A 22,576-nucleotide genomic window follows, 5' to 3' on the forward strand; every position below is an offset into this window, starting at 1 on the left:
TGCGGCACGCCACCACGGTCCAGCCGTCGGGGGCGACCGACTTTCGTCCCGGTCACGAGCCGCGGACGCACCGCACGAACCGAGGAGGACCCCCATGGCTGAGATCTCGCGTCTGCCCGGACCGGTGATGGACCTGTGGGAGTGGCAGTTCGAGGGCGCCTGCCGCGACGCCGACCAGGACCTGTTCTTCCACCCCGAGGGCGAGCGCGGCTCGGCCCGTCGTCGTCGTGCCGAGGCAGCCAAGGCGATCTGCGCCACCTGCCCCGTGCTGAACGAGTGCCGCGAGCAGTCGCTGGCCGTGCGTGAGCCCTACGGCGTGTGGGGCGGTCTGTCCGAGGACGAGCGCGCCGCGGTCCTCGCCGAGCGCGCCGGCCGCCGCGTCACCGCCTGACCCACCCCGACCGGCGACGCACCCGAGCGCGTCCGGGCCGACAACGCCGTCGGACCCGGTCGCCTCCCTCTCCCCCACGACCTCCTCCCGGACGCCCCGGGAACGACGAAGGCCCCCTCCACCGGAGGGGGCCTTCGTGCTGCCGGGGACGAGCCCCGGGGTGCAGCGTGGTCGTCAGCCGACGATCGCGAGGATGTCGCGCGCCGAGAGGATCAGGTAGTCCTCGCCCGCGTACTTGACCTCGGTGCCGCCGTACTTGGAGTAGATGACCTTGTCGCCGACGGCCACGTCGAGCGGCACGCGGTTGCCCTTGTCATCGATCCGGCCCGGACCCACGGCCAGGACCTCGCCCTCCTGGGGCTTCTCCTTGGCGCTGTCCGGGATGACGAGACCCGACGCGGTCGTCGTCTCGGCCTCGAGGGCCTTGACGACGATGCGGTCCTCGAGGGGCTTGATGGAGACCGACACAGCGGACCTCCCCTTCGCATGTGAGTGGTTCTGAGACAGTGTCAGAGCCGCACCGTCGCCGCCGTCGTCGCGGGTGCCGGGGCCACCTGTGCGGTCGACGCCCCCTGACGGGTGCGTCGGTTCCTCACTCTAGGAATGCGTTAGCACTCGGTCAACCCGAGTGCCAGCACGACCGCACCGGCCGGCGCCCCTGCGCGGGCGTGGCGCGTGCACGCGCGACGGGCGTGGGAGGCTGGGCGCGTGGACGACGCCGGGCTGGTCAAGCTCCTGCAGCCGGAGGGGTGGGCCCTGCTGCAGGCCCTGCCGCCGTACGACGAGCGGCTCGCGATGCCGATCGCCGAACGCCTCCAGAAGGAGGGCCTCGACCCCGCGCTCGTCGCGGCGGCGCTCACGCAGTCCCGGCTGCGCGCCAAGGCGCACGCCAAGCTCGGCGAGTTCGCCGAGGGCATGCTGTTCACGGTCGCGGGGCTCGAGCAGGCCACGCGCCTCGAGGTCGCGGCCCACCACGCGCGCCGGTACCGGGACGCGGGCTGCACCTACGTCGCCGACCTCACGTGCGGGCTCGGCGCCGACGCGCTCGCGCTCGCGGGCGTCGGGCTGCGCGTCCTGGCCACCGACGTCGACGAGACCACCGCGGCGCTCGCGACCGTCAACCTGCGCGCCTTCCCCGAGGTGCAGGTGCGCATGGCGGACGGCACCGCGCTGGACCTGGCGGCCGAGGGCGTCGACGGCGTCTACGCCGACCCCGCACGCCGCACCGGCACGGGCCGGCGCGTGTTCGACCCCCGCGCGTACAGCCCGCCGCTCGACGCGGTCCTCGCGACCCGCGACGCCGTGCCGGCGCTCGGCCTCAAGCTCGGCCCGGGCCTGGCCCACCGCGACCTGCCCGTGGACGCCGAGGCGCAGTGGGTGTCGTCGGACGGCGAGGTCGTCGAGCTCGGCCTGTGGTTCGGCCCGCTCGCACCCGACGGTCCCGGCCGCACGGCCCTCGTGCTGCGCGACGGCACCGCGCACACGCTGCGCGCCGACCCCGACGGCGACGACGACGCACCCCCGGTCGGACCGGTCGGCGGCTACCTGTACGAGCCGGACGGCGCCGTGATCCGCGCGGGGCTCGTGGGCACGGTCGCCCACCGCGTGCGCGGACGCCTGATCGACCCCACGATCGCCTACGTGACCTCCGACGCCCTGGCGGACCGCACCGCGTGGCACCCGCTCGCGACCGCGTACCGCGTGCTCGACGACCTGCCCTTCGGCCTCAAGCGGCTGCGCACCTACCTGCGCGAGCGCGGCGTGGGCCGCCTGACCATCAAGAAGCGCGGCACGGCCGTGGTGCCCGAGACGCTGCGCCGCCAGCTCGACCTGCGCGGCCCCGCCGAGGGCACGGTCGTGCTCACGCGCGTCGCGGGCCAGCAGCGCGTGCTCGTCGTGGAGCCCGTCTGATGGCCGCGCCCGTCGCGCTGCCGTTCGCGACGTCCGAGCGGTCGACCGTCGGCATCGAGTGGGAGGTCGGCCTGGTCGACGCCGACTCGGGCGACCTGCGGCAGGCCGCGCAGGCGATCTTCGAGGCCGTGCGCCCCGCCGACGGCACCGACCACCCGCACATCACGTCCGAGCTCCTGCTCAACACGGTCGAGGTGTCGTCGGGCAAGTGCCGCACCGTCGGCGAGGCGGGTGCGGACCTGCAGCGTGCGCTCGACGAGGTCGCGGCGGCCGCGCGCCCGCTGCGCATCGAGCTCATGGGAGCGGGCACGCACCCGTTCGCGAGCTGGGCGGCGCAGCGCGTCACCGACAAGGAGCGCTACGCGACGCTGATCGACCGCACCCAGTGGTGGGGCCGGCAGATGCTCATCTACGGCGTGCACGTGCACGTCGGCGTCGAGGACCGCGCCAAGGTGCTGCCGCTGAGCCGCGCGATGCTCACGGTCTTCCCGCACCTGCAGTCGCTGTCCGCGTCGTCGCCGTTCTGGGGCGGCAAGGACACGGGGTACGCGTCGAACCGCGCGCTGCTGTTCCAGCAGCTGCCGACCGCGGGGCTGCCGCCGCAGCTCGAGCACTGGGAGCAGCTCGAGCAGTACGTGGGCGACATGATGCACACGGGCGTGATCGACCAGGTCGACGAGGTCCGGTGGGACATCCGCCCGTCGCCGCGGTTCGGCACGCTCGAGATGCGGATCGCCGACGGCGCCGCGAACCTCCTCGAGGTCACCGCGATCAGCGCGCTCACGCACTGCTTCGTCGAGCACTTCTCGACCCTGATCGACGCGGGCGAGCCGCTGCCGACCATGCCGCAGTGGTTCGTCCAGGAGAACAAGTGGCGCTCGGCGCGCTACGGCATGGACGCGATCGTCATCACGAACGCGGCGGGCGACGAGGAGCTCGTGACGGACTCGGTGAGCCGGTGGCTCGTCGAGCTCGCGCCCGTCGCGGAGCGGCTGGGGTGCGCGGCCGAGCTCGAGCAGGTGCGCACGATCCTGCGGCGCGGCGCGTCGTACCAACGTCAGCGCGCGGTGGCGCGCCGGAACGCGGGCGAGCTCGAGCCGGTCGTGCGGTCCCTCGTGGCCGAGCTGGCGGCAGGCCGCCCGCTCTGACCCGGGCCGTCGGCGCCCGCCGTCAGTCCTTCCCCCGTCAGTCCTCCCACCGCCACGTCTGCAGCGCGTCCTCCAGCACCGCGAGCGCCGCGGTCTCGTCGGGCGCGTAGGTCAGCAGCCACCGCCACGTGCGGCCGCGGCGGTCGAGCCGGGCCTCGGTGCGCACGAGCCCGGCGACGTGCCACGTGCGTGTCGCGACGGTCCCCGCCGCCACGGTGCGCTCGCGCACGTCGCCGGTCGGGGTCGCGCCCGGTCCCCAGGGGACGACCTCGGGGACGGCGAGCGCGTCGCGCGGCGGCACGCCCGGGTCGGCGGGGTGGACCGCGACGACCAGCGACGCGGTCGGTGAGAGCCGTACGTACGCAGCGGTCCACGTGCCCGGCGAGCCCGGGACCCCGGCCGCGGTCGGCGCGCAGGGCACACGGCACCGGGCCGCCGTGCTGCCGGGCTCGTCGGCGAGGGCGACCTCGACCGGCGCGGCGGGCACCGCGCCGGGCTCCGCGGCACCCGGACAGGCGGGACCTGCGGGACCTGCGGCAGCAGCCTGGTGCGCGGTGAGGCCGTCTTCGGCAGCCCGGTCCGCAGCGGGGCCGTCCGCGGCGAGGCCGTCCGCGGGGATCCACTCCCAGGTGGCGAGGACGGCGTCGTCGAGCCCGTCGACGCCGTGGTCGCCGTCGCGCCGCACGAGGCCGACGACGAAGGCCCATCCGTCGCGGTCCACGTGGGTGTCGGTGACGACGGTCGACCCCGCGCCGAACGTGTGCCGCCATGCCGGACCGGCCGCCGTCGCCGCGCGCAGCACCTCGCCGACCGGGTAGGTGTGCACCCCCAGCGCCCGGCCGAGCGCGGGCCGGTCCGCGGCGGTCGCGAGCACCGTGCCGGTGTCGACGCGCCCGACGCGCCCGAGCACGACGACCAGCAGCGCGCGGCCGCTGCCCAGGTGCACGGTGACCACCTGCCTGCTGCCGTCGGAGCCCGCGTCGGCGGCCGGCGACGAGTGCCACGGCAGCCAGACCCGGAACCCCGGGCAGCCGTCCGGCGTGGGAGGGACGGTGGCGAGGACGCGCAGCTCGGTCGGATCGGCCCGCGCCGGCAGCCGCTCGACGTCGGCACCGGCGACGCGTCCCCGCAGCGGGATCGTCCGACGGACGACCTCGACGGCGCGTTCGCGCTCGAGCGGCGGCAGGCCCGGGTCGAGCATCCGGACCATCCGGCGTCGCAGCCGCCACCGGAACAGCGGCCCGGCAGGCAGGTACGCGAGGACGTACACCGCTCCGAGGACGAGGACGACGACCGGCAGGGCTTCTCGCACCTCCCGTGCGTCGGCACGTCGGGGTGCCGTCTGAAGCGCGCGTCCGCACGGGTGCGCCCGTCGCATCCGGTACGCGATCACACCCGCTAGTTTGCATCGCCGGATAGCAGGCTTTACCGTGACTGCGTGACCAGCGACCGCGACCCCCAGCTCCTCAAGGGCGTGCTGCCCATGCTCACGCTCGCCGCGCTCACCCGCGACGAGTCCTACGGCTACGAGCTCGTCGCGGCCCTGCGCGCGGCCGGCCTCGCCGAGCTGTCGACCGGGACGCTCTACCCCGTGCTGACGCGCCTCGAGCGCGACGGCCTCGTGACGTCCCGACTGGTCGCCTCGTCGTCCGGCCCGGCCCGCAAGTACTACCGGCCCAGCGACGCGGGCCTCGCCGCGCTGCGCACGCAGCGCGCGGCGTGGGCCGCGCTCGTCGCGACCGCCGACCGCGTCCTGCACGCCGCCGCCGAGACCGCAGCCGCCGGCACCGCCACCACCGACACCGCGCCCGCCACGGCGCCGACCCACCCGGAGGGGACCCGATGACCACGCACCACGACACCGCACCCGACGCCCCTGCCACCGGCGGCGCGCACCGCCTCACCTGGCGCGACCGCCAGCGACTGTCCTGGTGGTTCCTGCGCTTCGAGCTCGCGATGCAGGACTACCCGGGCCGCGAGGCCCGCCGCATCCGCCGCGAGCTGCACGCGTCCGTGCTCGACGACGCGTCGCGCATCGGTCTCGACGCCGCGCTGCGTGACCTCGGGTCGCCCCGCCGCCTCGCGGCCGGGTACTTCGCCGAGCTCGAGCACGAGCGCCCGCGCTGGACCGACGGCGCCGTGCTCGCCGCGGTCGTCGGCCTCGCGCTGCCGCTGTACTCGTGGCTCGGCTGGCAGATGGGCGCGCTCGACGCGGTCGACGCGATGGGCGGCGGCACGGTCGAGCTGAGCTGGTTCGGCTCGCCCGTGACGCTCACGCGCACCGCCGAGGAGATCTCCATGACGACGTCCGTGACCTGGGGCCCGCTCGCGCTGAGCGCGGGCCTCGCGCTGGTCGCGTTCGCGCTCGGTGCGCGCGTGTGGCGGCTGCGGCGGGGCTGACCGGCGCGGCTGGGCTCAGACCCACCCGTTGCGGCGCGCGAGCGCGACCGCCTCGTGCCGGTTCGTCACCCCGAGCTTGGCGACGGCCGACGACAGGTGGTTGCGCACCGTGCCCGGTGCGAGGTGCACGCGCGCGGCGATCTGCTCGACGGGCGAGCCGTCCGCCGCGAGCTCGAGCACGTCGGCCTCGCGCGCCGTCAACGGGCTGCCGCCCGTCGCGATCGCCTCGGCCGCGAGCTCGGGGTCGACGTACCGGCCGCCCGCGTGCACCTGCCGCACCACGTCGGCCAGCACGCGCGACGGCACGGTCTTGGGCAGGAAACCGCGGACGCCCGCCTCGAGCGCGCGCTTGAGGTACCCGGGCCGGCCGTGGCTCGTCACGACGACGGTCGCGACCCGCGGGTCCGCCGCGAGGATCCGCGTGGCCGCGTCGATGCCGTCGGGCGCGTCGGTGCGGCCCCGCACCGGCATCTGCAGGTCGAGCAGCGCGACGTCCGGCCGGTGCACGCGGGCGGCGTCGACCGCCTCGTCGGCCGACGCGGCGCGCGCGACGACCTCGACGTCGTCCTCGAGGTCGAGCAGCGACGCCAGCGCGTCGCGGATGAGCGCCTCGTCGTCGGCCAGCAGCAGGCGGATCACGCGACCACCTCCCTCGCGACCGCGGGGACCCGTACCTCGAGCACGAACCGGTCGCCGTCGGTCGTCGTGCTCACGGCACCGCCCAGCGGCGCGAGCCGCTCGGTCAGCCCCCGCAGCCCGGCACCACCCCCGGGTCCGGCCGGGCGGGCCCGGATGCCGTCGTTCGCGACGCGCAGCAGCACGTCGCCGCCGCCCTGCGCGGCCAGCGCGAGCTCGCACGTGCGCGCGTCGGCGTGCCGCACGACGTTGGTCGTGCCCTCGCGCACGGCCCACGCGAGCGCCTCGGCGACCGCCGCCGGGAGCCCGCGCGCGACGCCCTCGCCCGTGACCCGCACCTCGACGCCCGCCGAGCGCAGCACCGACCGCGCGCCGACGAGCTCGGCCGCGAGGTCGGCGGCGCGGTACCCCTCGACGACCGCGCGCACCTCGCGCAGCGTGTCGTGCGCGAGGTCGCGCACCTCGAGCATCTGACCGCCCGCGCCGTCACGCCCGCGGGACGCGAGCTCGGCCGCGAGCTCGCTCTTCACCGCGACGGCCGTCAGCGCGCGGCCGACGACGTCGTGCAGGTCGCGCGAGAACCGCAGCCGCTCCTCGGCGACCGCGAGCCGCGCGTGCGCGACGCGCGCGCGCTCGAGCTCCCAGACCACCGCGACCGTCCACGCCGACGCGCGGTACGACAGCACGACCGCAGCGGCGGACACGGACACCAGCAGCGTGCGGACGACCTCGTCCGAGGTCGCGCCGGCGGCGGCCCGCACACCCAGCACGGCCGCGACGGCACCCAGCAGCATCGCCAGCAGCGGCACGGTGCGCAGCAGCGGCGACAGCGCGCCGAGCGTCGCGACGACCACCACGAGGACCGCACCGCTGCGCGGGTCGACGCGCAGCCCCTCGGATCCCCACCCGCCGGTGCCCGCGAGCACCGCGACCGTCGCGACGCCCAGCGCGACGAGCGCGACGACCTGCCGCACGGACGGCCCGGTGCCGACCGACGCGCGCGCGAGCCCGGCGCGCAGCACGACGAGGCACGCCACGGTGTGCGCGAGCGTCAGCACGACCGCCGGGACGACCCACGCCGCGGTGACCGGCCGCTGCGCGACGGCGAGCGCGACCAGCACCGGCTCGCTCGCCGACACCAGGTACAGCGACCCGCGCGTGTACGCGTCGAACTTCTGCGGCTCGCTCCAGCGGCCGAGCAGGCCACCGGGGCGCGTCGTGGTGCTCACGGCACCAGCCTGCCAGGCGTCGCGGACCGCCCGGACGGGCGGGGCGCCGGCCACGACCGCGGCGCTCACCCCAGCGCCGCGAGCGCACCGGTGCCGATGAGCGCGAAGAGTGCGCCCCACGCGACCACCGCGACCGACTGCCAGACCAGCACCTGACGGCGGTCGAGCCCCGCGGTCACCATGATGAACGCGGTCAGCGAGATCGCGAGGACCAGCGGCGCGAGCAGGCTCGCGACCGGCACGCCGAACCGGTCGACGCGCTCGACGACCTTCTGGCGGCGCGCGCTCACGGGCCGCTCGGTGCGGTTCGCGCGCCAGCGCCGCCGGGCGGCGCCGCCCGCGACGACGGCGACGACCACCGCGACGAGGTTGCCGAGCACGGCGGCGCCGGTCGCGAGCACGACCGGCACGCCCGTGACCGTGCCGACGAGCGCGCCGACGTACGACTCGAGGAACGGCACGAGGCCGATCGCCATGATCGCGAGGAACTGCAGGACGGGGTCGAGGCCCGCGACGAGCTCGGAGAGCGTGGTGTGGATGCCGTTGTCGAACATGCCTCCAGCCTGCGGGCCGGTGCGGCGTCGACCCCGTGCGTCCGCTCACCGGTCCGCGGCCCGGCCGCACGGTCGAGGCATGACGTCCGTCACGGGTGCGCGGCGCGACCGGCGCGACCGGCCCCGGCACGGCCCGGTCGGGCCGTGTCCGGTCCAGGCCGTCGGTGCGACTAGACCAGGACCTGCGTGAGCGGCATCGTCGAGTCGACGGGCAGGTCGAGCGGCGAGGGCGGCAGACCTCGGCGCACGACGGCGGAGCCGAGCGCGCCGATCATGGCGCCGTTGTCGGTGCAGTAGCGGATCGGCGGGATCCGCAGCTCGATCCCCGCCTCGGCGCAGCGGGCCGCGGCCATGTCGCGCAGCTGCGAGTTCGCGGAGAACCCGCCGCCGACGACGAGCGTCGAGACGCCCTCGCGCCGGCACGCGGCGATGGTCTTGGCCGTGAGCACGTCCGCGACGGCGGCTGCGAACGACGCCGCGACGTCGGGCAGCGGGACGTCCTCGCCGGCGTCGCGGCGCGCCTCGACCCACCGCGCGACGGCGGTCTTGAGGCCCGAGAACGAGAAGTCGGTCGCGTGCTTCGCCTGGTCCTTGGGGGCCGTGAGGCCGCGCGGGAACCGGATCGCCTCGGGGTCGCCCTCGCGCGCGAGCCTGTCGATGTGCGGGCCGCCGGGGTACGGCAGGCCGAGCAGGCGCCCGACCTTGTCGAACGCCTCGCCCGCGGCGTCGTCGAGCGTCGAGCCGAGCTCGGTGACGTTCACGGTGTCGTCGATCATCAGCAGCGACGAGTGCCCGCCGGAGACGACGAGCGCCATGACGCGCTCGGGGAACGCACCGTCGACGAGCTCGTCGACGACCGCGTGCCCGATGACGTGGTTCACGCCGTACAGCGGCTTGCCCAGCCCGACCGCGAGCGCCTTCGCGGCGGACGCGCCGATCGTCAGCGGGCCCACGAGCCCGGGGCCGGCGGTGACGGCCACGGCGTCGACGTCGTCGAGCGTGACCTGCGCCGTCGCGAGCGCGCGCTCGATGGTCGGGACCATGGCCTCGAGGTGGGCGCGGGCGGCGATCTCGGGGATGATCCCGCCGAAGCGCGCGTGCTCGTCGACCGAGCTCGCGACCGCGTCGACCAGCAGCTCGTAGCCGCGCACGAGGCCGACGCCGGTCTCGTCGCAGGAGGTCTCGATCCCGAGGACGAGGGGTTCGCTCACGCGTCCAGGATAGGCGGCGCGCGGTGCGTGACACGCGTCACAGCCCCGCGCGGGCATCGGTGCGAACGCATCGATGTTGACTGCGGCGTGACCACGAGCGACCTCATGGACGACATCCGGACGCTGCGCACCACGCGCGGCGTCGACGCCACGACCGCGGACCGCGTGTTCCGCGACGCGCGCACCGTCGGGAGCTTCCTCGACGTCCCCGTCCCCGACGAGCTGCTGCGCGAGGTGTACGACACCGTGCGCTGGGGCCCGACCGCCATGAACACGAGCCCGCTGCGGCTGCTCGTCGTGCGCAGCCGCGAGGGGCGCGAGCGCCTCGCGCCGCACGTCGCGGAGTTCAACCGCGAGCGCGTGCTCGCCGCCCCCGTGACGCTCGTCGTCGCGACCGACGTCGACTTCCACGAGCACATGGCGACGCTCGTGCCGCACGCGCCCACCTCGGGTGAGGGCTTCGCCGACAAGCACGAGGTGCGCGCCGCCATGTCGCGCGACAACGCGTGGCTGCAGATGGGCTACCTCGTCGTGGGCATGCGCGCCGCGGGCCTCGGCGTCGGTCCCATGACGGGCCTGGACGCCGCGGGCGTCGACGGCGAGTTCTTCGCCGGCTCGGCCTGGCGCACGCTCGCCGTGCTCAACGTCGGCTGGCCCGACGGCGAGGGCACCGACCGCCCGCGCGCACCGCGCCTCGAGTGGGACCAGGCCGCGCGCACGGTCTGACCGCTCCGCCCGCCGGAGCGCCGCACGCCCTCCCGCCGCCCCGTCGGGCGACGGGAGGGCGTCGCCGTCCCCGGGATCGGGCCGTGCCGGCCGGACGGTGCCGGCCGGGCGATGCCGGCCGGGCGGTGCCGGCCGGGCGGTGCGCCCGTCAGGCCGTCGCGACCGGACGCGCGGGGTCGTGCGACCACTGCGACCACGACCCGGGGTACAGCGCGGCGTCGACGCCGATCGACGCGAGCGCCGCGACCTCGTGCGCGGCGGTGACGCCGGACCCGCAGTAGACGCCCACGCGCGCGGCCGCGGCACCCGGCGCGACGCCGAGCGCGGCGAACCGCGCGGCCAGCGCGTCGGCGGGCAGGAACCGCCCGTCGGCGTCGACGTTGTCGGCCGTCGGCGCGCTCACCGCGCCCGGCACGTGCCCCGCGCGCGGGTCGACGGGCTCGACCCTTCCTGCGTACCGTTCGGCGGCCCGGGCGTCGAGCAGCACGCCGTCGCCCGCGAGCGCGGCGGCGCCGTCGGCTTCCAGCGTCGGCAGGGCGCCGGGCACGAGCACGACGTCCCCGGGCTCGGGTGTGATCTCGAACGGCTCGACCGCGTAGCCGGCGGCCGTCCACGCGGCCAGCCCGCCGTCGAGGATCCGCACGTCACGTACGCCGGCCCAGCGCAGCAGCCACCAGGCCCGCGCGGCGGACGTGCCGGCGGCGTCGTCGTACACGACGACCGACCCGCCCTCGCGCACGCCCCAGCGCCGCGCGGCGCGCTCGAGGTCGGCCACGTCGGGCAGAGGGTGCCGCCCGGCCGCGGGCGACGGCGGTGCCGCGAGCTCGGTGTCGAGGTCGACGTACACGGCACCCGGAAGGTGCGCCTCGAGGTACCGGTCGTGGCCGTCGGTGCGCCCCAGCGCCCAGCGCACGTCGAGCAGCACGGGCCCGTCGTCGTCGGCCAGCAGCCGGGCCAGGTCGTCCGGCTCCACCAGCACGGCACCCCGCACGTCGTCGTCGCTGCGCACCGCTCCCCCTCGTCGTCGGTCGTGCTCGGTCGGTCGGTCTCGGTCGGTCGGTCTCGGGCGTGCTCGGTCGGTCAGGCGCCCGGCGCGTCGGACGCGGCGGGTCCCAGCGGCAGGCGCATCGTCCAGGCGTCCACGTTCTCGGGCTGGTAGTAGCCCCGGCGGCGGCCCAGCCGCTCGAAGCCCAGCGCCTCGTACAGGTGCAGCGCGGGGGCGTTGTCGACGCGCACCTCGAGCAGCACCGACGCGGCACCGACCTCGCGCGCGCGGTCGACGAGCGCGCCCAGCATCGCGCGCCCCACGCCCCGGCCCTGGTGGGCGACGTCCGTGCCGACCGTCATGACCTGCGCGTCCCACCCGTCGAACCACAGGCCCGCGTACCCGACGAGCGCGCCGTCCGGCAGCGTCGCACCCACGTAGGTGCGTCCCGGGGCCGTGAGCTCCTCGGCGAGCGTCGCGGCCGACCAGGCGCCCGCACCGAACAGCTCGACCTCGAGGCGCTCGAGCACGGGCAGGTCCGCGGCCGTCAGGGGCCGCACGGCCACGTCGACGGCCGCCGCGCTCACGCCAGGACCCGCTTGGACCCCGCCGACGGGACGGCGTCCGGGCGGCGCAGGTACAGCGGCTCGGTCGGCAGCGGCTCGCCCGCCGCGAGGCGGCGCTGCGCGATCCGCACCAGGTGGAACGGGCTCGGCTCCCGCAGCCACGGCATGCCGGACGCGACGCGCTCGTCCGCGGCGCCGAACACGTCGGCGTACAGGTCGCGCCCGGCACCCACGACGACCTCGCCCGCGACGCGTGGCACATCCACGGGCGCGGCCACGCCGGGCTCGGCGGTGCGCACCGGCACGCCCTCGCGGACCTCGTAGCGCGACCAGTACACCTCGCGCCGCCGCGCGTCGGTGACGACCAGCAGCGGTGTGCCGTCCGCGACCGCACCGACCTCGGCCGCGGCCTCGGCCAGCGCGTCGTGGCTCGGCACGCCGTGCACGGGCACGCCGAGCGCCAGGCCGAGCACGCGCGCCGTCACGAGCCCCACCCGCAGTCCCGTGAAGGGCGCCGGCCCGGTCCCCACGACCACCGAGCGCAGGTCCCGCACGCTCGCGCCGTGGCGTGCGAGCAGCTCGGTGACGAGCGGCATCAGCCGCTCGGCGTGCCGGCGCGGCTCGTCCTCGACGAGCACCTCGCCATGCTGCGCGTCGACGACCAGCGCGGTCGCGACCGCACCCGACGTGTCGATCCCCAGGTGCATCAGTGCCCACGCCCCTCGTGCTGCTCGTCCGTCAGGTCCACGTCCGTCGGGTGCCCGGCGTCGGCGCCCGGCAGCACGACACCCTCCCAGCGCGCACCGACCGCGCGCACCGTGAGCACGCGCTCGCCCGCCGCGGCGTCCTCGACGTCGTCGGCCACACCGCCGTGCGGGCGCGCGAGCCGCAGCTCGAGCCGGTCGTCGGTCAGGCCCTCGACCCAGCCCTCGCCCCACTCGACGACCGTGACGGCCTCGTCCAGCGCCGCGTCCAGGTCGAGCGCGTCGACCTCGTCGAGCGAGCCCAGCCGGTACGCGTCGACGTGCACCAGCGCGGGACCGCGCGTGCCGTCGGGGCGCGGCAGCGGCGGGTGCTCGCGCGCGATGACGAACGTCGGCGACGCGACCTGCCCGCGCACGTGCAGACCGGCGCCCAGCCCCTGCGTGAGCGTCGTCTTGCCCGCGCCGAGGTCGCCCGTGAGCACCACGAGGTCGCCCGCGCGCAGCACGTCGGCCAGCGCCCGGCCCCACGCGCGCGTCGCGTCGGCGTCGGGCAGGCGCACCTGCGTCCCGTCGGTCGGTCCCTCGGTCGTCATGCGGTCACCTCCACGTCGCCGGGGCGGGCCGACGTCCCGGCCGCACCTGGGTCCTGCTCGCTGTCGACGTACGTGCGCGGCACACGCGCGCCGAGACGCGTCACGAGCTCGTACGAGATCGTCCCGGCGACGTCGGCCCAGTCCTGCGCGGTCGGGCCGCCGTCGCGCCCGTCCCCCCACAGCACGACGCGGTCGCCCGCGGCCTCGCGCGCGTCCGGGCCGAGGTCGAGCACCACCTGGTCCATGCAGACGCGACCCGCGACGCCCAGGCGGCGGCCGCCGACCTGCACGGGACCGCCCCAGCGGTCGGCCGTGCCCGACGCGTGGCGCGGGATCCCGTCGCCGTACCCGAGCGGCACGACGCCCAGCACGGTGTCACCCGGCACGACGTACGCGTGCCCGTAGGACACGCCCGAACCGGCCGGGACGGGCTTGACCGTCGCGAGCTCGGCCTCGAGCGTCATCGCGGGCACCAGGCCGTAGCGCTCGGGGCCGCCGAGCTGCGGCACGGGCGAGAGCCCGTACACCGCGAGGCCGGGCCGCACGAGGTCCCAGTGCAGCGCGGGCGACGTGAGCGTCGCGGCCGAGTTGGCGAGGTGCCGCACCTCGAGGCGCGCACCCGCGCCCTCGACGAGCGCGACGGCCCGCGCGAACCCCTCGGCCTGCGCCGCGACCGTCGCGTGCCCGGGGTCGTCCGCGAGCGCGAGGTGCGAGAACAGCCCGACGACGCGCACGGCGCCCTCGGCCTGCGCCGCGAGCGCCGCCGCGAGCACGTCGGGCAGCTGCGCCGGCGTGAGGCCGTTGCGCCCGAGGCCGGTGTCGACCTTGAGGTGCACGCGCGCCGTGCGGCCCGCCTCGCGCGCCGCGGCGACGACCTCGTCGAGCGCCCAACGCGCCGCGACCGCGAGATCCACGTCGGCCTCGATCGCCGCGCGCAACGGCGCGCCGGGCGCGTAGAGCCACGCGAGCACGCGCGCCCCGGTCACGCCGGCGCGCCGCAGGTGGATCGCCTCGGAGACCTGCGCGGTGCCGAGCCACGTCGCGCCGCCGTCGACCGCGGCGACCGCGCTCGGCACGAGACCGTGCCCGTACGCGTCGGCCTTGACGACGGCCATGACCTGCGCGGTCGGGGCGTGCGCGGCGAGGCTGCGGACGTTGCCACGCAGTGCCGCGAGGTCGACGACCGCGCGCGCGGGGAAGTCGTTCACGTGCGCCAGTGTCTCACCCGGGCGCGCCCGGCCGCCCGCGCGGCCGACGGCGTCGGGGCACGCACCGGCACGCACCGGCACGCACCGGCACGCACCGGCGCGCGACGACACCGGGGCCGGCGCGCGGACGCCGGGGGGGTGATCAGCCGAGCAGCTCGGACCCGACGACCACGTCGGCACGCCGGGCCGTCGGCGCGACGCGACGCGCGTTCGCCTCGTCCGGGCCGGTCGCCCACGCGCGCGCCGCGTCGGGGCCCTTGCCGAACCGCTCGTGCCGCGCCACGAGCCGCGCGAGCCGCAGGTCGTCCGGCGGGGCGACGAACCAGGCCTCGTCGAGCAGGTCGGCCACGGGTCCGAACCCGTCGTCCTCGAGCAGCAGGTAGTTGCCCTCGGTGACGACCAGCGGCACGTCCGCGGGGACGGCGATCGCCCCCGCGACGCCGTTGCGCAGGTCGCGGCGGTACTCGGGCGCGTACACCACGCGGCCCGGCTCGGGGGCGCGCAGCCGCCGCAGCAGCGCGACGTACCCGTCGGCGTCGAACGTGTCGGGCGCGCCCTTGCGGCCGGCGCGGCCGGTCCGCTCGAGCTCGGTCTGCGCGAGGTGGAACCCGTCCATGGGCACGACGACGCTCACGCCGGGGAACGCGGCCGCGACCTGCGCCGCGAGCGTCGACTTGCCCGCGCCCGGCGCGCCCGCGACGCCGAGCACGACGCGCCCGCCGCGCGCGAGCAGCGCCCGCACCCGGTCCGCCAGCGGTGCGGCGAGCGGGGCGACGGGCGGCGCGGCGGGCGGGGCGGCGAGCGGTACGGCGGGCGGCGCGACCGACCGGTCCCGCGCACCGGCGGTGCCGCTCGGCGCCGGCGCCGCGGCGCCGCCGGGCCCGGGCGCGCCGGCCCCGCTCACGCCGTCACCAGCGCGGCGACGACGCGCGGCACCGCGGCCGCGACGTCGGACGCCGTGACCGGGCCGCCCGGGTTCGCGGCGTGCGCGGCGCGCCCGTGCACCGCGGCCGCGGCGGCCGCGAGCGCGACCGGCAGCGTCGGGTCGTCGACCGCGTCGGCCGCCCGCCCCGCGAGCAGCGCCCCGAGCACGCCCGCGAGCACGTCACCCGCCCCCGCGGTCGCGAGCCACGCGGGCGCGTCGGCCTGCGCGTACACCGCGCCGTACGCACCGACGACCACGGTCGTCGCGCCCTTGAGCAACACGGTCGCCCCCGTGAGCTCGTGCGCGCGGCGCGCGTGCGCGAGCGGTGCCGCCTCGACGTCGGCGCGGTCGACGGCCGCGCCCCGCGCGGACAGCAGCGTCGCGAGCTCGCCCGCGTGCGGCGTGAGCACGACGTGCGGCGGCACGCGGTCCGGCAGCAGGTCGAGCGCGCCCGCGTCGACGGCCGCCGGCTCGTCATGCGCGAGCGCGTGCACCAGCGCGTCGCGCGCGCGGGCCCGCTGCGCGTCGTCGTCGGGCGCGACACCCGGCCCGACCACCCACGCCTGCACGCGGCCCTCCCCCACCACGACCTCGGGGTGCGCCGCGAGCACCTGCGACCCGGCCGAGCCGACGTACCGCACCATGCCGACGCCGGCACGCAGCGCACCGCCGGACGCGAGCACCGCCGCGCCCGGGTACCGGTCCGAGCCGGCCACGACGCCCAGCACGCCGCGCGCGTACTTGTGGGACGTCCGCCCCGGCACCGGCCACAGCGCGGCGACGTCGGTGCCCGCCAGCCGCGCCACGGCCGGCGGCCCCGCGAGGTCGAGGCCGAGGTCGACGACCTCGACGCGCCCGGCCGCGTCGGCCGCCGGCGGCAGCAGCAGCGCGGGCTTGCACGCGCCGAACGTCACCGTGACGTCGGCCCGCGCCACGACGCCCGTGCGCGTGCCGTCGTCGACGCCCACGCCCGACGGCACGTCGACCGCCACGACCACCGGCCGCACGTCCGCGGCCGCGAGCGCACCGACCAGGCGCGCACCCGGCCCACGCACACCGCCCCGTCCGCCGATGCCCAGCAGCCCGTCGAGCACCACGTCGGCCGCGAGCACCGTGCCCGCGAGCGCGTCCGCCGCCGCGTCGTCGTGCGCCACGGCGACCCGGCCGTGCGCGGCCCGCAGCGCCGCGAGACCGTCGCCGTGCACGCGCGGCGACGCGAGGACGGCCGTGACGCGCGCACCGCGGCGCGCGAGCCGCGCACCCGCGTGCAGCGTGTCGCCGCCGTTGTTGCCGGGGCCCACGAGCAGCACGACGTGCGCGCCGCCGACGCGCCCGCGCACGCCCCGCAGGACGCGCGCGACGTGCGTCGCGAGACCGAAGGCCGCACGGTCCATGAGCGGCACGCCGGCCGCGAGCAGGGGTTCCTCGGCCGCGCGCACGGCGGCGGCGTCCCACGAGAGCAGCACCCGCCCATCCTGCCCGGGCCCGCCCGCGGGCGCGACGCGCACGTACGTCGCGGGGACCCGGTGCACGGGCTCGCCGCGCCACCCGGACGCGCGCCCGACCCGCGGGTAGCGTGCGAGGCATGCGCTTCGGACTCTTCATCCCCCAGGGCTGGCGGCAGGACCTCACGGGCATCGACGCCCGCGACCACTGGAAGGTCATGCACGGCCTCGCGTCGTGGGCCGACGACGGCGACGCCTTCGAGTCGATCTGGGTCTACGACCACTTCCACGCCGTGCCCGAGCCCAACGGCGAGGCCACGCACGAGGCCTGGAGCCTCATCAACGCGTTCGCGGCGTCGACGTCGCGCGTGCGGCTCGGCCAGATGTGCACGTGCATGGCCTACCGCAACCCCGCCTACCTCGCGAAGGTCGCCACCACCGCCGACGTCATCTCGGGCGGCCGCGTCGAGATGGGCATCGGCGCCGGCTGGTACGAGCACGAGTGGCGCGCCTACGGCTACGGGTTCCCGCGCGCCGGCGAGCGCATCGCGATGCTCGACGAGGGCGTGCAGATCTTCAAGCAGATGTGGACCAACGGCACCGCGACGCTCGACGGCACGCACTACCAGGTCGACGGCGCGCAGCTCTCGCCGCTGCCGCTGCAGGTCGACGGTCCGCCGCTGTGGATCGCGGGCGGCGGCGAGAAGAAGACGCTGCGCATCGCCGCCGAGCACGCGCAGTACACGAACTTCGACGGGTCGCCCGAGGGCTTCGCGCACAAGTCCGAGATCCTGCGCGGGCACTGCGAGGCCATCGGCCGCGACTTCGACGAGATCACGCGGTCCGCCAACTACAACGTCGTCATCGGCGCGACGCAGGCCGAGGTCGACGACCGCATCGCGTGGGTCGAGGAGCACTACGCGACCACGGTGCCCGACAAGGCCCCCGAGGTCGCCGAGCAGTTCCGCAGCGGCCCGCTCGTCGGCACGCCCGACCAGATCGTCGAGACGCTGCGCGAGCTGCAGGGCCTGGGCATGACGTACGCCATCACGTACTTCGCCGAGGCCGCGTACGACCGGTCGGGCATCGAGCTCTTCGCACGCGAGGTCGTCCCGCACCTGCGCTGAGCGCGCGCCGGGCGCGACGTCGGTCAGACGTCGCGCTCGGCCACGACCATCGCCGACGCGATGCCCGCGTCGTGCGAGATCGACAGGTGGAACCGCGCGACGCCCAGCGCGTCGGCGCGCGCCGCGACCGTGCCCGTGACCTCGACGACCGGCTGCGCACCGGTCACGCGTCGCACCGTCGCGTCCTGCCAGCGCATCCCCGGGGGCGCACCGAGCGCCTTCGCGATCGCCTCCTTGGCGGCGAACCGCGCCGCCAAGGAGGCGTCCGGCAGGTCCCGCTCCGCGGGCGTGAACAGCCGCTCACGCAGCCGGGGCACGCGCCGCAGCGTGGCCATGAACCGCGCGACGTCGACGACGTCGATCCCGACGCCGACGATCACCACGCGCCCCACAGGGCGCGGCCCGCGCGGCTCACTCGACCGTGACGGACTTGGCCAGGTTGCGCGGCTGGTCGACGTCGAGGCCCTTGGCGGTGGCCAGCTCGCACGCGAAGACCTGCAGCGGCACGACCGTCAGCAGCGGCGCGAGCAGCGTCGGCGACTGCGGCACGTAGAACACCTCGTCGGCGTACGGCCGCACGGCCTCGTCACCGTCCTCGGCGATCACGATCGTGCGGGCGCCCCGCGCGCGGATCTCCTGGATGTTGGAGACGACCTTCGAGTGCAGCGAGTGCCGGCCCCGCGGCGACGGGACCACGACGAACACCGGCTGACCGGGCTCGATCAGCGCGATCGGCCCGTGCTTGAGCTCGCCCGCGGCGAACCCCTCGGCGTGGATGTACGCGAGCTCCTTGAGCTTGAGCGCCCCCTCGAGCGCGATCGGGAAGCCGACGTGCCGGCCCAGGAACAGCACCGACTGCGTGTCCGCCATCCACCGCGCGATCTCCCGCACACGCCCCGACCGGTCCAGGACCTCCTGGATCTTGTCCGGCATCGCGCGCAGCTCCGCGAGCGTCGACGCGATCTCGTCGGGGAACTTGTTGCCCCGCAGCTGCGCGAGGAACAGGCCCAGCAGGTACGCGGCGGTGATCTGCGAGAGGAACGCCTTGGTGGACGCCACGGCGATCTCCGGGCCCGCGTGCGTGTAGAGCACGGCGTCGGACTCGCGCGGGATGGTCGACCCGTGGGTGTTGACGATCGCGAGCGTCGTCGCCCCCTGCTCGCGCGCGTGCCGCACGGCCATGAGGGTGTCCATCGTCTCGCCGGACTGCGAGACGGCCACGACGAGCGTCCGCTCGTCGACCACCGGGTCGCGGTAGCGGAACTCGTGCGCGAGCTCGACCTCGACCGGGATGCGGCACCAGTGCTCGATCGCGTACTTCGCGACGTGCCCGGCGTACGCGGCGGTCCCGCACGCGACGACCACGATCTTGTCGACCGCGCGCAGCACCGCCTCGTCGATGCGCAGCTCGTCGAGCACGAGGTTGCCCGCGGTGTCGGTACGACCCAGGAGGGTGTCGGCCACCGCGTGCGGCTGGTCGTGGATCTCCTTGTCCATGAACGACCGGAAGCCGCCCTTCTCGGCGGCCTCGGTGTCCCAGTCCACCCGGAACGGCGTCGCCTCGACGGGGTTGCCGTCGAGGTCCGTCACCGCCACGGAGGTCGGCGTGATCGTGACGACCTGGTCCTGCCCGAGCTCGAGCGCGTCACGCGTCGAGCCGATGAACGCCGCCACGTCGGAGCCGAGGAAGTTCTCGCCGTCGCCGAGGCCGACGACCAGCGGCGAGTCGTGCCGGGCGCCGACGACCGTGTCGGGCGCGTCGGCGTGCACCGCGAGGAGCGTGAAGGTGCCCTCGAGCCGGCGCGAGACGGCCGTGAGCGCGGCGGTCAGGTCGCCCACGCGGGCGTGCTCGCGCGCGACGAGGTGCGCCACGACCTCGGTGTCGGTCTCCGACACGAACTCGACCCCGTCGGCCAGCAGCTCGGCCTTGAGGACCGCGAAGTTCTCGACGATGCCGTTGTGGATCACCGCGACGTCCCCCGACACGTGGGGGTGCGCGTTGGCGTCCGTCGGGCCGCCGTGCGTCGCCCACCGCGTGTGCCCGATCGCGGCCGTGCCCGCCGGGAGCGGGTGCGCGTCGAGCTCGGCGACGAGGTTCGCGAGCTTGCCCGCCTTCTTGGCGGTCACGAGACGCCCGCCCGGCACGACGAGCGCGACGCCGGCGGAGTCGTACCCCCGGTACTCCAGACGCCGCAGCCCCTCGAGGACGACCTCGAGAGGGCGGTCGCTCGCCTGAGCACTGCCCACGTAACCGACGATTCCACACATGGGCCCGATCGTAGTGGGTGCCCGCCGCACCCTCCGGGGCGACGCGGAGGGCCGCGCGGTCACGCAGGGGTCCGACCATGCGCGATGATCGTCGTCGTGCCGCCCCAGGTCCCCGCCACGCCCTACGTCGATCTCGACCGCGACGCCTGGACGCGACTGTCCGCCTCGACGCCCCAGCCCCTGGACGACGCGGACATCGAGCGTCTGCGCGGGCTCGGCGACCCGATCGACCTCGCGGAGGTCGACGCGACCTACCGCCCGCTGTCGCGGCTGCTCGACCTCTACATCCAGGCGACCCAGGGCCTGCACGGGGCGACGAGCACGTTCCTGCACGAGGACGTCGGACGCACGCCCTACGTCATCGGCGTCGCGGGGTCCGTCGCGGTGGGCAAGTCGACCACCGCACGGATCCTGCGTGAGCTGATCGCCCGCTGGCCGGCCACGCCGCGGGTCGAGCTCGTCACGACGGACGGGTTCCTGCACCCGAACGCCGAGCTCGAGCGTCGCGGGCTGCTGCAGCGCAAAGGCTTCCCCGAGTCGTACGACCGCCGCGCGCTGCTGCGCTTCGTGTCCAAGGTCAAGGCCGGGCGGCCCGAGGTCGCGGTGCCCGTCTACGACCACCTCACGTACGACATCGTGCCCGGCGCCGAGGTGGTCGTGCGGCAGCCCGACGTGCTCATCGTCGAGGGTCTCAACGTGCTGCAGCCCGCGCGCCCGACGCCCGAGGGCACGTCGAACCTGGCCGTGAGCGACTTCTTCGACTTCTCGATCTACGTCGACGCGCGCACGTCCGACGTGCGCCAGTGGTACGTCGACCGTTTCCTGTCCTTGCGCCGGACGGCCTTCGCGCGTCCCGAGTCGTACTTCCACCGGTACGCGTCGCTGTCGGACGACGAGGCCGCGGACCGTGCCGAGAGCATCTGGGACTCCATCAACGCACCGAACCTCGAGCAGAACATCCTGCCGACCCGCAGCCGCGCGACGCTCGTGCTCACCAAGGGCCCGGACCACACGGTGCAGCGCGTCCGGCTCCGCAAGATCTGAGCGTCAGGGCGCGGACGCCTGCGCCGTGACGGGCCGGGCGAGCTCGACGGGGTGCTCGGTGCGCTCGACGACCTCGAGCGTCTCGAGGGCCGCCGGAAGCCCGTCGGCGCCGCCGCACGCGGCGTCACGCGGCAGCAGCACCGCCGAGCCCATCGCGTCGACGAGCCACACCTGCGGCACGTCCGCGCCGTCGGCGCACCCCGCTCCGTCGGCCGCGTCCGTGACGTCGTCCACCAGCCCGGTCAGGTCGCCCTCGAGCCGCGTGGCGGTGACGGACCACCATGTCCCCGCGGAGTCGCGCAGCGTCTCGCCGCGCTCGCACACGAGCACGCTGTCGGCGACGAACCCGGCCGGCGGCAGGCCGCGGGACGTGGGGGTCGGCGCACCGGTGTGCAGCGTCGCGTCGAGCCGCAGGCCGAGGGCCTCCAGGACGCCCGGGTCGAGGCACCCGGCCCCGGTGCGCACCTCGGCGGTGGGGGCGGGCGAACCGTCCGACGACGAGGTCGCGGCGCAGCCGGCCACCACGAGCACGGCGGCCAGCGCCGTCGTCGCCCGTACCGCTGCCACCCGCACGTCTGCCTCTCGTCGCCCTTCCCGTCCCCGGGCACGACGGTCCGACCCCGGCGGCGCCGTGGCCTCGCGGGTGCGGGGAGGACGACGTCGACGTCGTCCTGCGCTCGAGCGTAAGCCGCTCGCGGCACCGCGACGGCGTCACCCGGTCGGCCGATACCGGATCGTTGTCACACGTCGCACATCGTGAGGTCATCGTGACCTCGACAGCGCCGGGCGTCGTCGCGGCACCGTCGGGGAGACGTCAGGCGGCCGTGCCCTCCCGCCTCGGCGCCGGCTCGGGCACCGGCTCGACGAAGGCCTCGACCGTCACGACGGCCGCCTCCGGCGCCACGGCGGGCAGCGGGTCGTCCAGCCGCAGCCAACGCCGCAGCGCCCAGTCGACCACGAGCCCGACGACGACCCCGCCCACGACCCCCACGGCGACGCCGACGAGCGGCGCATGCCCCAGCACCGCACCCGTGCCGACCCCGATGAGCACGGAGTAGCCCGCCCAGGTGACGGCCGCGATCCCGGTCAGCAGGACGAACCGGCGGCGCCGGAACCCGAGCGCGCCGGCCGTCATGTTGACCGCGACGCGCCCGACGGGGATGTACCGCGCGGCGATGATGAAGGACGCGGCGCGCGTGCGCAGCGCCCGCTCGGCCCAGTCGAGCACGGCCTGACCGCGGCGGCCGCGGAAGGCGCGCAACCGGCGCACCTGCACGGTGGTGCCGATCTGGTACGCGACCTGGTCGCCCACGAACGCCCCGAGCGCCGCCACGACGACCACCGCCCAGAGCGCGGGCGACCCCGTGGACACCGAGAGCGACGCGAGCGCGATCACCACGGACTCGCTGGGGACCGGCGGGAAGAACCCGTCGACGACGGCGAACGCGAACAGCGCGACGAAGATCCACGGCGAGGCCGCCAGCTCCAGCGCCCACTCCAGCACG

25 protein-coding genes are annotated in these 22,576 nt (G+C 76.3%); 8 read left to right on the forward strand and 17 right to left on the reverse strand.

What is annotated here, in order from left to right:
* Nucleotides 1-94 precede the first annotated feature (94 nt).
* On the forward strand, nt 95-391 hold the full coding sequence (locus ATM99_RS09240) for a WhiB family transcriptional regulator (protein ID WP_046528944.1): 297 nt from the start codon (nt 95-97) through the stop codon (nt 389-391).
* A 174-nt stretch (nt 392-565) separates the two neighbouring features.
* Here ATM99_RS09240 and groES read toward each other — a convergent pair whose 3' ends face one another.
* On the reverse strand, nt 566-859 hold the full coding sequence (groES, locus tag ATM99_RS09245; RefSeq protein WP_062102628.1) for a co-chaperone GroES: 294 nt from the start codon (nt 857-859) through the stop codon (nt 566-568).
* A 240-nt stretch (nt 860-1,099) separates the two neighbouring features.
* Here groES and ATM99_RS09250 point away from each other — a divergent pair, with 240 nt between their 5' ends.
* Both ATM99_RS09250 and ATM99_RS09255 read left to right on the forward strand, forming a co-directional pair.
* Entirely contained in the window at nt 1,100-2,302 is a 1,203-nt protein-coding gene (locus ATM99_RS09250; protein WP_062102630.1) for a hypothetical protein, read from the forward strand.
* Entirely contained in the window at nt 2,302-3,450 is a 1,149-nt protein-coding gene (locus ATM99_RS09255; RefSeq protein WP_062102632.1) for a glutamate--cysteine ligase, read from the forward strand. The genes ATM99_RS09250 and ATM99_RS09255 overlap by 1 nt, the downstream gene beginning before the upstream one ends.
* A gap of 37 nt (nt 3,451-3,487) precedes the next feature.
* Here ATM99_RS09255 and ATM99_RS19300 read toward each other — a convergent pair whose 3' ends face one another.
* The gene (locus ATM99_RS19300) at nt 3,488-4,762 is read right to left on the reverse strand and encodes a hypothetical protein (protein WP_062102634.1); all 1,275 of its coding nucleotides are present in this window, start codon (nt 4,760-4,762) and stop codon (nt 3,488-3,490) included.
* 126 nt (nt 4,763-4,888) lie between these two features.
* On the opposite strand from ATM99_RS19300, the gene ATM99_RS09265 reads away from it, so the two are divergent.
* Both ATM99_RS09265 and ATM99_RS09270 read left to right on the forward strand, forming a co-directional pair.
* Nucleotides 4,889-5,296: a PadR family transcriptional regulator gene (locus ATM99_RS09265; protein WP_150118220.1), complete on the forward strand. Its 408-nt coding sequence runs from the start codon at nt 4,889-4,891 to the stop codon at nt 5,294-5,296.
* On the forward strand, nt 5,293-5,850 hold the full coding sequence (locus ATM99_RS09270) for a hypothetical protein (RefSeq protein WP_062102636.1): 558 nt from the start codon (nt 5,293-5,295) through the stop codon (nt 5,848-5,850). Before ATM99_RS09265 ends, ATM99_RS09270 begins: the two co-directional genes overlap by 4 nt.
* 15 nt (nt 5,851-5,865) lie before the next feature.
* Here the strand turns inward: ATM99_RS09270 and ATM99_RS09275 are convergent, their stop codons facing one another.
* From ATM99_RS09275 to tsaD, 4 genes are all read right to left on the reverse strand, one after another.
* On the reverse strand, nt 5,866-6,489 hold the full coding sequence (locus ATM99_RS09275) for a response regulator transcription factor (RefSeq protein ID WP_046528949.1): 624 nt from the start codon (nt 6,487-6,489) through the stop codon (nt 5,866-5,868).
* Complete coding sequence (locus ATM99_RS09280) at nt 6,486-7,715, reverse strand: sensor histidine kinase (protein WP_190278811.1); 1,230 nt, start codon at nt 7,713-7,715, stop codon at nt 6,486-6,488. The genes ATM99_RS09275 and ATM99_RS09280 overlap by 4 nt, the downstream gene beginning before the upstream one ends.
* A 65-nt stretch (nt 7,716-7,780) precedes the next feature.
* A complete protein-coding gene (locus ATM99_RS19305) occupies nt 7,781-8,269 on the reverse strand; it encodes a hypothetical protein (RefSeq protein ID WP_046528950.1) in 489 nt (162 codons plus the stop codon).
* Nucleotides 8,270-8,439: 170 nt separating this feature from the next.
* Nucleotides 8,440-9,480 (reverse strand): tRNA (adenosine(37)-N6)-threonylcarbamoyltransferase complex transferase subunit TsaD, encoded by a 1,041-nt coding sequence (gene tsaD / locus ATM99_RS09290; RefSeq protein ID WP_046528951.1) that lies wholly within the window; start codon nt 9,478-9,480, stop codon nt 8,440-8,442.
* An 87-nt stretch (nt 9,481-9,567) separates the two neighbouring features.
* On the opposite strand from tsaD, the gene ATM99_RS09295 reads away from it, so the two are divergent.
* The gene (locus ATM99_RS09295; protein ID WP_223304933.1) at nt 9,568-10,206 is read left to right on the forward strand and encodes a malonic semialdehyde reductase; all 639 of its coding nucleotides are present in this window, start codon (nt 9,568-9,570) and stop codon (nt 10,204-10,206) included.
* 148 nt (nt 10,207-10,354) lie between these two features.
* Here the strand turns inward: ATM99_RS09295 and ATM99_RS09300 are convergent, their stop codons facing one another.
* The 7 genes from ATM99_RS09300 to ATM99_RS09330 form a co-directional block, all read right to left on the reverse strand.
* On the reverse strand, nt 10,355-11,215 hold the full coding sequence (locus ATM99_RS09300) for a sulfurtransferase (protein WP_082659487.1): 861 nt from the start codon (nt 11,213-11,215) through the stop codon (nt 10,355-10,357).
* Between the two features lie 71 nt (nt 11,216-11,286).
* Complete coding sequence (gene rimI / locus ATM99_RS09305; protein ID WP_062102640.1) at nt 11,287-11,778, reverse strand: ribosomal protein S18-alanine N-acetyltransferase; 492 nt, start codon at nt 11,776-11,778, stop codon at nt 11,287-11,289.
* On the reverse strand, nt 11,775-12,464 hold the full coding sequence (tsaB, locus tag ATM99_RS09310; protein ID WP_062102642.1) for a tRNA (adenosine(37)-N6)-threonylcarbamoyltransferase complex dimerization subunit type 1 TsaB: 690 nt from the start codon (nt 12,462-12,464) through the stop codon (nt 11,775-11,777). Before tsaB ends, rimI begins: the two co-directional genes overlap by 4 nt.
* Nucleotides 12,464-13,054: a tRNA (adenosine(37)-N6)-threonylcarbamoyltransferase complex ATPase subunit type 1 TsaE gene (gene tsaE / locus ATM99_RS09315; RefSeq protein ID WP_062102644.1), complete on the reverse strand. Its 591-nt coding sequence runs from the start codon at nt 13,052-13,054 to the stop codon at nt 12,464-12,466. Before tsaE ends, tsaB begins: the two co-directional genes overlap by 1 nt.
* The gene (alr, locus tag ATM99_RS09320) at nt 13,051-14,262 is read right to left on the reverse strand and encodes an alanine racemase (RefSeq protein WP_082659496.1); all 1,212 of its coding nucleotides are present in this window, start codon (nt 14,260-14,262) and stop codon (nt 13,051-13,053) included. Before alr ends, tsaE begins: the two co-directional genes overlap by 4 nt.
* Nucleotides 14,263-14,404: 142 nt before the next feature.
* Nucleotides 14,405-15,016: a nucleoside/nucleotide kinase family protein gene (locus ATM99_RS09325; protein ID WP_062102663.1), complete on the reverse strand. Its 612-nt coding sequence runs from the start codon at nt 15,014-15,016 to the stop codon at nt 14,405-14,407.
* Between the two features lie 146 nt (nt 15,017-15,162).
* On the reverse strand, nt 15,163-16,653 hold the full coding sequence (locus tag ATM99_RS09330; RefSeq protein ID WP_062102664.1) for an NAD(P)H-hydrate epimerase: 1,491 nt from the start codon (nt 16,651-16,653) through the stop codon (nt 15,163-15,165).
* 119 nt (nt 16,654-16,772) lie between these two features.
* On the opposite strand from ATM99_RS09330, the gene ATM99_RS09335 reads away from it, so the two are divergent.
* Nucleotides 16,773-17,759, forward strand: coding sequence for an LLM class F420-dependent oxidoreductase (locus tag ATM99_RS09335; RefSeq protein ID WP_062102646.1), 987 nt, complete (start codon nt 16,773-16,775; stop codon nt 17,757-17,759).
* Between the two features lie 23 nt (nt 17,760-17,782).
* On the opposite strand, the gene ATM99_RS09340 is transcribed toward ATM99_RS09335, so the two are convergent.
* Nucleotides 17,783-18,139 (reverse strand): holo-ACP synthase, encoded by a 357-nt coding sequence (locus ATM99_RS09340; RefSeq protein ID WP_062102665.1) that lies wholly within the window; start codon nt 18,137-18,139, stop codon nt 17,783-17,785.
* A 31-nt stretch (nt 18,140-18,170) separates the two neighbouring features.
* Nucleotides 18,171-20,027 carry a glutamine--fructose-6-phosphate transaminase (isomerizing) gene (gene glmS, locus ATM99_RS09345; RefSeq protein WP_062102648.1) on the reverse strand — a complete coding sequence of 619 codons (1,857 nt, stop codon included), beginning with the start codon at nt 20,025-20,027 and terminating at the stop codon, nt 18,171-18,173.
* An 84-nt stretch (nt 20,028-20,111) separates the two neighbouring features.
* On the opposite strand from glmS, the gene coaA reads away from it, so the two are divergent.
* On the forward strand, nt 20,112-21,071 hold the full coding sequence (gene coaA / locus ATM99_RS09350; protein WP_062102650.1) for a type I pantothenate kinase: 960 nt from the start codon (nt 20,112-20,114) through the stop codon (nt 21,069-21,071).
* Nucleotides 21,072-21,074: 3 nt separating this feature from the next.
* On the opposite strand, the gene ATM99_RS09355 is transcribed toward coaA, so the two are convergent.
* A complete protein-coding gene (locus tag ATM99_RS09355; RefSeq protein WP_062102652.1) occupies nt 21,075-21,638 on the reverse strand; it encodes a hypothetical protein in 564 nt (187 codons plus the stop codon).
* A gap of 247 nt (nt 21,639-21,885) precedes the next feature.
* Complete coding sequence (locus tag ATM99_RS09360; RefSeq protein ID WP_150118222.1) at nt 21,886-22,575, reverse strand: DedA family protein; 690 nt, start codon at nt 22,573-22,575, stop codon at nt 21,886-21,888.
* Between the last annotated feature and the right edge of the window lies 1 nt (nt 22,576).

Origin of the sequence: Cellulomonas sp. B6 (assembly GCF_001462455.1) — a bacterium.
In the GTDB taxonomy this organism is placed as follows: Bacteria; Actinomycetota; Actinomycetes; order Actinomycetales; family Cellulomonadaceae; genus Cellulomonas.

Bases quoted from the DNA above. Each gene is read 5' to 3' on its own strand.
- glmS (WP_062102648.1), bottom strand. From the start codon at position 20,027: ATGTGTGGAATCGTCGGTTACGTGGGCAGTGCTCAGGCGAGCGACCGC.
- tsaE (WP_062102644.1), bottom strand. From the start codon at position 13,054: ATGACGACCGAGGGACCGACCGACGGGACGCAGGTGCGCCTGCCCGAC.
- ATM99_RS19305 (WP_046528950.1), bottom strand. From the start codon at position 8,269: ATGTTCGACAACGGCATCCACACCACGCTCTCCGAGCTCGTCGCGGGC.
- coaA (WP_062102650.1), top strand. From the start codon at position 20,112: ATGATCGTCGTCGTGCCGCCCCAGGTCCCCGCCACGCCCTACGTCGAT.
- ATM99_RS09255 (WP_062102632.1), top strand. From the start codon at position 2,302: ATGGCCGCGCCCGTCGCGCTGCCGTTCGCGACGTCCGAGCGGTCGACC.
- ATM99_RS09240 (WP_046528944.1), top strand. From the start codon at position 95: ATGGCTGAGATCTCGCGTCTGCCCGGACCGGTGATGGACCTGTGGGAG.
- tsaB (WP_062102642.1), bottom strand. From the start codon at position 12,464: ATGCACCTGGGGATCGACACGTCGGGTGCGGTCGCGACCGCGCTGGTC.
- ATM99_RS09335 (WP_062102646.1), top strand. From the start codon at position 16,773: ATGCGCTTCGGACTCTTCATCCCCCAGGGCTGGCGGCAGGACCTCACG.
- ATM99_RS09270 (WP_062102636.1), top strand. From the start codon at position 5,293: ATGACCACGCACCACGACACCGCACCCGACGCCCCTGCCACCGGCGGC.